Raw genomic sequence first — 8,441 nt, 5'->3', positions numbered from 1 at the left:
GGGTATTTGGGTAAAATTAGGAGTGATTGGGGGAGAAAACAGCCGAAAACCTGTTTTTGGGTTTCGGTTGTTGGAGGAAAAGAAATTTTGCAAAGGTCTCGGACCGTAGGTATTGAGGGCGGCTTTGCGTTTTTCGATATTGCCGCCGGTGTACACGCCGTAGTTGACGTGGCGGTGTTTGCCGAGGTTGTGTTGGCGGAAGAGGCTGTTGCCCCATGTCCAGTCTTCGGTTTTATCGTGTTCGTATTGCAGGTGTGCCTGATTGGCGATAAAGCTTTTTTCGCTGGGGATGTAACGCGTTTCCCAGTTGGTACGGACATGGTGTTTGCTCTTGATGCCGTAACGGTAGATTTGTTCCAAGCGGGTGTCGATGTTGTCGGTCAGTTGCCAATTGCTCGAGCTTTTGGCACGGGCGAACAGGTCGCTGCCGGAGCGGATACCGATATCGAAGTCGGTATCGGTGCGCTGTTTTGCAAATACTTCAGACCAGCGTACGGCAAGGGAGGCGTTGTTGTCGCGGCTTTGGGATGCGTCGAATATCCTGCCGTTGGTATTGGTACGGTTGCGGTAGGCGTTGGCTTCGTGTTTCAACTCGTCGTCCAAAGAGTCGTCACCGAAAATCACATGGACTTTTTTCTCCAAGGTCGGCAGTTTCAGACGACCCCGTACGCGGGGCGTCACGGTAAACTTGTCGTCAGGGTTCCATTCGGTATCGAGCATGACGCGCAGGTTGGCGTCGGCAGGGTGGTCGGGGTCGGGTTCGCCAAACCAGTCGTCGATGCGGTTGGACCATTTGTCCAAGCGTTTGGAAACGGCTTCGTGGCGGTGGTCCACCCAAGTGTCGCCGTCGGCGGGCGGTTCGTCTTTCGCGGCGGCAATCGTGGGGAAGAGGGTGAGCAGGGTGAGTAGGGATAACGTCGTGGTTCGGATAGTCATTGTTTTTCCTTGCTTAATGCATAAAGCTATTATGGACGGTATCTTAGGGATAATGCAAGTCGTCTGAAAAAGGCTGTGATAAAATCTTGCGCGCCCGGTTTGCCGCCGTTCTGTTGTGCAGAAAAGCAGTCAGGCGGGCGTATACCAATACATTAAGGAAAACCGAATGAGTATTTTGTCGAAAATTTTTGGGAACAAGCCGTCCGGCGAAACGGCACAAGAGCCGCGCAGACTTTCCGCACAGGAAAAAAGCGAAGGCGCGGCGCGGGCGATTTATGCGAAAGATAAAGTGTATGTGCCGCTGTCTGCCATGCAGGCGGATGTGTCGGAAGGGACGGGCATCCCTTATATAGGTCGTCTGAAAGACGGGCGGACGGTTTTATATGTGTTTGAAAGCTATGAAGCGGCGCGGGCTTTTTCAGACGGACAGGACGGCGCTTTAGACGGCATCGCTTTGGTCGGCGCGTTGGATAAGGCAGACCAGTTCAATAATTTGAGTAATGTCCTGCGTGTCGCGCACTCGTTGGGCATTCAACTGATGGAATACCGAGGACAGGACGGCGAGCATTTCGAATGCGCGCTTTCGTGGCTGATGCGTGTCAACGGCGCGGACGGCATGGCGGCTTCCCGAGAAAAAATGGAAGCGTTGTCCATCGGTACCGATGCCAAGCTGCCGCTGCAATTTCATCCGATAGCCATCGTCGGTTTTGCCAATCCCTATAAGGTTACACCCGCGCGGGCGGAGGAGTTGTTCAAGCAGTTTACAAATGTCGAAGATGACGAATTGCTGAGTTTTTTTGCCGGCAACACGCCGCAAGAGAATGTGCTACTGATCGGGTTGGTGGAAAAATATTCGGCGGATTTGGCGAAATCCGTGAAATATATTGTTTGGAACCAATTGGCGGAGCAGCCGCTTTTTGTCGGGATAAACCGCAAAGACGGCGGGCTTTACGCGCGGGACGGTTATTTATACCTCTTTTACACCGACCGCTTCCAACACATGGGTCCTGCCCGCTGCCATCCCGTTTCCGGCAAGGAAGCAGCGTTGGACTTGGTTCGCCGCCACGAACTGAAAGGCGTCGCCCTGACCGACGGGCTGCACAATATGGCGCGGTTTGAAAACGACGTGATTTTCCAAGACGGGGAATAGTGGAAACCTTCCCGCCGCAGCTTGAAATAAACGGTTTGCCTGAGCCGCATATTTAAAATACAAGGTCGTCTGAAAAGGGCTGTGATAAAATCTTTGCGTTTTCACTATCCCTTTCAGACGACCTTTTTATGTTGAACCCATCCCGAAAACTCGCCGAACTTGTCCGTATTTTGGAAGAGGGCGGCTATATTTTTGCCGGCGATCCCGTGCAGGCGACGGAGGCGTTGCGTCATGTCGAGGGCGGCGTGGAAGGAAAAATCATCCGCCGCGCGGAGATGATAGACAGAGACCGCCGGCTTCGGCATACCTTGGAACAAGTGCGGACCGGGTCGTTTTGGCTGTGGATCGTGGCGGCGACAATGATGTTTAGCGGCGGCTTTTCCGGCACTTACCTTCTGATGGACAGCCAAGGGCTGAATTTTTTCCTGATTTTGGCAGGCGTGTTGGGCATGAATACGCTGATGTTGGCGGTATGGTTGGCAACGTTGTTCCTGCGTGTGAAAGTGGGGCGGTTTTTCAGCAGTCCGGCGACGTGGTTTCGGGGTAAAGACCCCGTCAATCAGGCGGTGTTTCGGCTGTATGCGGACGAATGGCGGCAGCCTTCGGCGCGTTGGATCGCCGGCGCGACTTCGCACAGCTTGTGGCTCTGCACCCTGAGCGGGATGCTGGTGTCGGTATTGCTGCTGCTTTTGGTACGCCAATATACGTTCAACTGGGAAAGCACGCTGTTGACCAATGCCGCTTCGGTACGCGCGGTGGAGATGCTGGCATGGCTGCCGTCGAAACTCGGTTTCCCCGCCCCCGATGCGCGGGCGGTGGTCGAAGGTCGTCTGAACGGCAACATCGCCGATGCACGCGCGTGGTCGGGCTTGTTGGTCGGCAGCATTGCCTGCTACGGCATCCTGCCGCGCCTGCTGGCTTGGGCGGTATGTAAAATCTTTTTAAAAACAAGCCAAAGCAAGCTGGATTTGGAGAAGCCTTATTATCAGGCGGTCATCCGCCGCTGGCAGAATAAAATCGTCGATGCGGACACGCGTCGGGAAACCGTGTCCGCCGTTTCCCCGAAAATCACCTTAAACGACGCGCCCAAGTGGGCAGTCATGCTGGAAACCGAATGGCACGAAGGCACATGGTTTGCGGGCAGGCTGGCGCAGGAATGGCTGGATAAAGGCGTGGCGGCGAATCGGGAAGAGGTTGCCGCTTTGGAAGCGGAGTTGAAACAGAAACCCGCCCAGCTCCTCATCGGCGTGCGTGCGGAAACCGTCCCCGACCGCGGCGTGTTGCGGCAGATTGTCCGGCTTTCGGAAGCGGCGCAGGGCGGGGCGGTAGTGCAGCTTTTGACGGAGCGGACGCTTTCAGACGACCTGTCCGAAACATTGAACCACTGGCGCAATGCGCTGGCAGAGTGCGACGTGGCATGGCTGGAACCTGACAAGGCGGCGCAGGAAGGTCGTCTGAAAACCAATGACCGCACTTGAAATGCCTTGTTAAGCCGCCATCCTGAAAAGGTCGTCTGAAAATCCATTCTTTCAAAATATGATGAACAACCAACCCCTTTCCCTCGCCGTCGTCGGGCACACTAATACCGGCAAAACCTCGCTCCTGCGCACCCTGTTGCGCGACAGCGGCTTTGGCGAAGTCAAAAACGCCCCGTCCACCACGCGCCATGTTGAAGAAGCCGCGATTACCGACGGCGCCGATACGCTGCTGTATCTGTACGACACGCCCGGACTCGAAGACGCGGGCGGCGTTTTGGAGTGGCTTGAAACCCACACTGATGCACGCGCCGACGGCATCGAGCGGCTGCAAAAGTTCCTCGACAGCCACGGCGCGCATCACGATTTCAACCAAGAAGCCAAAGTGCTGCGGCAGCTTCTGCAAAGCGACATGGCGTTGTACGTCATCGACGCGCGCGAACCCGTCCTCGACAAATATCGGGATGAATTGACCATTCTTTCATGGTGCGCCAAACCGGTCATGCCCGTGTTCAATTTTACCGGCGGACAGCTTCCCGAAGCGTGGACGACCATGTTGGCGCGCCGCAACCTGCACGTTTTCGCAGGATTCGACACTGTCGCCTTCGATTTTGAAGGCGAATTGAACCTATGGAACAAGCTCGCCACCATGCTGCCGCAACACGACATCATCGACCGTCTGACCGCTTCCCGCCGCCGCGAATGGACGCGTCTGGACAAAGAAGCGCGGCACGAAATCGCAGGTTTCCTGCTCGATGTGGCAGCCTTCACGCAGGAAATCGACGAAAACGACGACCCCGCGCCCGTCCTGCAAACCATGCAGGCAGAAATCCGCCAGCTCGAACGACAGATGCAGCAGCGGCTGTTTGCCCTCTACCGCTTCTACCACAGCGAAATCGACGGCGGCGACTGGGTACCCAAAGCCTTCCATCAAGATCCGTTCGACAGCGAGTTGCTCAAACAATACGGCATCCGTACCGGCACGGGCGCGGCAACCGGCGCACTCATCGGCTTGGGGCTGGACATCGCCACGCTCGGCGGTTCGCTCGGCTTGGGTACGGCAATCGGCGGCTTTTTGGGCGGCATCCTGCCCAATACCCGCACCATTTCCGACAAGCTCACCGGCCGCCAAACCCTGCACACCGACCCCGAAACCCTGACCCTGCTCGCCGCCCGCGCCCTCGATTTGCTCCACATCCTGCAAACGCGTGGCCATGCGGCGCAATCGCAAGTCGAGTTGCACAGCCGCAAAGCGCCCTGGACGCCGGACAAACTCCCGTCCGAACTCAACAAAGCGCGCAGCAGGTGGAAATGGTCGTCCCTCAACACCCACCTCCCCGAAACCAGCCGCTCCGAACGCGAGGAATATACGGAAAGTTTGAGTAGGAAATTGGGCGGGTAAGCAGGCGGAGAATGGCAGGTTCCCAAACTTCAAAAATACGTCAGGATGAAGATGCCCAAACTTTATATGTTCTATCTCGGCGGTAACGCAGGACGCTCCAATATAGAAGTGCACGATATCCAATTTGCCGTGTGCGACGACTACCGTGAAGCCATCCCCGCGCTCAAAGCCGCATGGTTCGGCGATGCGGACAAAATCCACATCGACGGCTGGCAGGTTGTCGAATGGGTGGACGGTTACGATGTCGATGTATCCGACCACGCCGAGCCGCAGGGGTCGTCTGAAAACGTCCCGCACCTGTATTTCGTCAATGTCGGTGGTTATCGCGCGGGACAGCTTGCCGAGGCGCACGCTTTCGGACTGTTTGCCGCCGCCACGCCCGCCGAAGCCAAACAAAAGGCCCTGCAAACCCTGTTGACCGACCATGTCCAGCAGCATAAAGACAACCTAAAAGACGTGGACAACCTGCTCCGGCTCGACCGCATCGGCAATCACACCATCCGCCTGACCCCGAATCCGCACGGCAAGCCTGCCGAAATGGGCTTTCAGGGCTATTTACCGATTTAAAGAACAAACCATGAAAATTACCAAGATATTCACCTTCGACTCCTCGCACATGCTCGACGGGCATGACGGCAAATGCCAAAACCTGCACGGACATACCTACAAAATCGAAATCACCGTTTCAGACGACCCCATACGGGGCGGGCCGAAAGACGGCATGGTGATGGATTTCACCGACCTCAAAGCCATTGTGAAAAAACACATTACCGACCCCTTCGATCATGCGTTTATCTACAATGGCGGCAACGGTCGCGAATGCCAAATCGCCGCGCTCTTGGAGGGCTGGAACATGAAAACCCTGTGCCTGCCCTGCCGCACCACTGCCGAAAATATGGCGGTCGAAATGTACGACCGTTTGAAAAACGCGGGGCTGAAAGTGTGCAGCGTGAAATTGTGGGAAACGCCGACATCGTGTGCGGAGTATGAAGGGGAGTAGGGGAGTGCGGTTTTTATAGTGGCTTAACTTTAAACCAGTACGGCGTTGCCTCGCCTTGCCGTACTATCTGTACTGTCTGCGGCTTCGTCGCCTTGTCCTGATTTAAATTTAATCCACTATACCAGCGAGCCAAAATCATCCGTTAAAAAGCAAAAAGGTCGTCTGAAAACCCGATTGCCTATGTTTCAGACGACCTTTCATATCAAACATACCCATTCAAAGGAATACCTATGAAACTCCTCTCCACCCTCTTAGTCCTCCTCGTCGCCGCCGAACATTTCTACATCGCCTGGCTTGAAATGACGCAGATTCCCAGCGAAAAAGCGGCGGAAATGTTCAAGCTGCCTCATGAATTTATGGAGCAAAAGCGCGTGCAGACCCTGTTCAGCAACCAAGGGCTGTATAACGGCTTTTTGGGCATCGGGCTGGTGTGGTCGCGGTTTGCCGCGCCGAACAATGCCGTTTACGGCGCGACGATTCTGTTTCTCGGCTTCGTTTTGATTGCCGCCGCATGGGGCGCGTTCTCTTCCGGCAACAAAGGCATACTCGTCAAACAAGGCTTGCCCGCGATGCTGGCGGCGGCAGCGGTGTTGGCGGTATGAAGAAAATCAGCGTCGCCCCCGAAAATCCGCAATACCGCATCGTTGAAATTTTCGAGAGCCTGCAAGGCGAGGGCTGGAACACGGGCATGCCTGCCGTTTTCGTCCGTTTGGGCAAATGCAATCTGGCGTGCGGCTGGTGTGATACCGATTATTTGAAATTCGGCATGATGAGCCTGTCCGACATCTTAGGTCGTCTGAAAACCTACACCGCCCGCAATATCATCATCACCGGCGGCGAACCGACCATACAGCCGCATCTCGATACGCTGTTGGACGCGCTCAAGGCGGAAGGCTATTTCCTCTGTATCGAAACCAACGGACTCAAGCCCGCGCCGCCGCAAATCGACTACGTCGCCACCAGCCCCAAAGCCTGCTACGCCGCCAAATATGAAACAAACTGCATCGCCGAAGCCAACGAAGTACGCATCGTTGCCGACGGCGATGTCGTTGCGTTCTGCCAAAACATGGAACGCAAAATCCGTGCGCGCCATTACTACCTTTCGCCCTGCGAACAAAACGGTGTGATGAACATCTACGACACCATCCGCCAAATCGGTATCTTAAACAGCCGCCCCGACGCGCCCGTGCATTGGCAGTTGAGCGTGCAGACGCACAAATGGGCGGGGATAGAGTAAAACAGGAAGTAGAGGCTTAAAAAGTAAGCCGCTGTTCCTTGTCAGCAGCACACTTTCTGAACTACTATAAATATGAACTTAGGAATAAGCATAATACTGCAAAAGACATAATATAACCTTAATTATGATTTCGAATATAATCTGTTTTCTATCTCATTTTTGATGTCAGGCCGGTCTTTTAAAACATCTATATCATCTTGTATGCGACTCCATTCAAATGAATCATTGTATAATTGTTTTTCCAAATCTATAAAGTAGGATAGTACATCTATAGGCGGCTGCCCAGAATGGGAAAGATTATGTTTTATTGCCTTACGAATCAATTTTTGGTTTGCAGCCAAAAAATTGGCACAATTTTGACGGGATAAACGAACCTCTGCATCTTCTTCAAGCAAGATAACGACTTTAAAAGGATCATTTCTCACTGTTTCTAAATAATCAAAACCGTGATTATCATGCATAAATACTAATACATCACGGAGAAATTTGTCATTATCTTTTTGAATGGTTTTCCATGTCTCCTTATCTTGGATATGTACTATTCTTTCTTCATCACCGCATTTGCTTAAATTATAAACTATAGGTATAAACCCATGAATTAAAGTAACTTCTGCATAGGCTTTACATTGTAAGAGCAACATTAAAATCCCTATTGCGTAATATTTACTCATGATGATTTTCTTTTTGATGTAATGAATTATGTGAAGGCATAAAGTCTTTATCTGAAATATTATACAATTTTTTTGCTATAATTGATTTTTAGAATTCATCATGTAGTTTTTCCTTTATTTTGGGCTGGTTGGAAAATATCTCTGAAATAATGTCAACTACTCGATTTCTTTCACCGTAACCATAAAGTTGCACTAGTAAGTTTATCAGATAATCTGTAACATCTATTGATTTTCTAGCATTCTTCACTAAATTGTTTTTTGCAATAGCACTATAAATTAAGAGCTTATTGGACTCTAAAAATGTTTTACAGTTTTTTGAGGAGAATTCTACCATCCGGTATGCAGGTAAAGCTGTTATTTCTCCTTTAGGGTTATTGGTTTTATCCAAGTAGGCAAAACCGTTATTGTCCCTCATAAATACCAACACTTCTTTGGTGAACTCATCATACATATTATGATAATCTTCCCATTTTTTTCTATGTTCTTCGGAATTGTCAGTCATTCGAGGACTGCGGATGCGGGTTTCCCCACAGATACTGTTAGGTGTCTCTGCTATAGAATACAACTTTT

The 8,441-nt window shown here is 52.3% G+C and carries 10 protein-coding genes; 7 read left to right on the top strand and 3 right to left on the bottom strand.

Translation table 11 applies throughout. The annotated features are described in order from the left end of the window. Nucleotides 1–936: hypothetical protein (locus tag HMPREF1051_RS06260; protein WP_003765933.1), on the bottom strand; the 936-nt coding region annotated here is incomplete at its 3' end. A 166-nt stretch (nt 937–1,102) separates the two neighbouring features. Here HMPREF1051_RS06260 and HMPREF1051_RS06255 point away from each other — a divergent pair. From HMPREF1051_RS06255 to HMPREF1051_RS06225, 7 genes are all read left to right on the top strand, one after another. Further along, complete coding sequence (locus HMPREF1051_RS06255) at nt 1,103–2,086, top strand: hypothetical protein (protein WP_050901441.1); 984 nt, start codon at nt 1,103–1,105, stop codon at nt 2,084–2,086. 128 nt (nt 2,087–2,214) lie between these two features. Then, nucleotides 2,215–3,564 (top strand): DUF2868 domain-containing protein, encoded by a 1,350-nt coding sequence (locus tag HMPREF1051_RS06250; protein WP_003765922.1) that lies wholly within the window; start codon nt 2,215–2,217, stop codon nt 3,562–3,564. Between the two features lie 61 nt (nt 3,565–3,625). Further along, nucleotides 3,626–4,963: a DUF3482 domain-containing protein gene (locus HMPREF1051_RS06245; protein WP_155815300.1), complete on the top strand. Its 1,338-nt coding sequence runs from the start codon at nt 3,626–3,628 to the stop codon at nt 4,961–4,963. Between the two features lie 51 nt (nt 4,964–5,014). Further along, nucleotides 5,015–5,530, top strand: coding sequence for a DUF1543 domain-containing protein (locus HMPREF1051_RS06240; protein WP_003765935.1), 516 nt, complete (start codon nt 5,015–5,017; stop codon nt 5,528–5,530). Between the two features lie 10 nt (nt 5,531–5,540). Continuing rightward, nucleotides 5,541–5,963 (top strand): 6-carboxytetrahydropterin synthase QueD, encoded by a 423-nt coding sequence (queD, locus tag HMPREF1051_RS06235; protein ID WP_003765929.1) that lies wholly within the window; start codon nt 5,541–5,543, stop codon nt 5,961–5,963. A 230-nt stretch (nt 5,964–6,193) separates the two neighbouring features. After that, nucleotides 6,194–6,565, top strand: coding sequence for a DUF1304 domain-containing protein (locus HMPREF1051_RS06230; protein WP_003765914.1), 372 nt, complete (start codon nt 6,194–6,196; stop codon nt 6,563–6,565). Continuing rightward, nucleotides 6,562–7,200 (top strand): 7-carboxy-7-deazaguanine synthase QueE, encoded by a 639-nt coding sequence (locus HMPREF1051_RS06225; RefSeq protein WP_003765918.1) that lies wholly within the window; start codon nt 6,562–6,564, stop codon nt 7,198–7,200. Before HMPREF1051_RS06230 ends, HMPREF1051_RS06225 begins: the two co-directional genes overlap by 4 nt. Nucleotides 7,201–7,322: 122 nt before the next feature. Here HMPREF1051_RS06225 and HMPREF1051_RS06220 read toward each other — a convergent pair whose 3' ends face one another. Further along, complete coding sequence (locus HMPREF1051_RS06220; protein ID WP_003765937.1) at nt 7,323–7,871, bottom strand: hypothetical protein; 549 nt, start codon at nt 7,869–7,871, stop codon at nt 7,323–7,325. Between the two features lie 88 nt (nt 7,872–7,959). Beyond that, nucleotides 7,960–8,441, bottom strand: a 482-nt coding sequence (locus tag HMPREF1051_RS06215) for a hypothetical protein (RefSeq protein WP_231286283.1), incomplete at its 5' end; no start/stop codon positions are given.

It is taken from the genome of Neisseria sicca VK64 (genome assembly GCF_000260655.1).
Taxonomy (GTDB): domain Bacteria; phylum Pseudomonadota; class Gammaproteobacteria; order Burkholderiales; family Neisseriaceae; genus Neisseria; species Neisseria sicca_B.
This window is presented reverse-complemented; position numbering and strand designations above follow the sequence as displayed.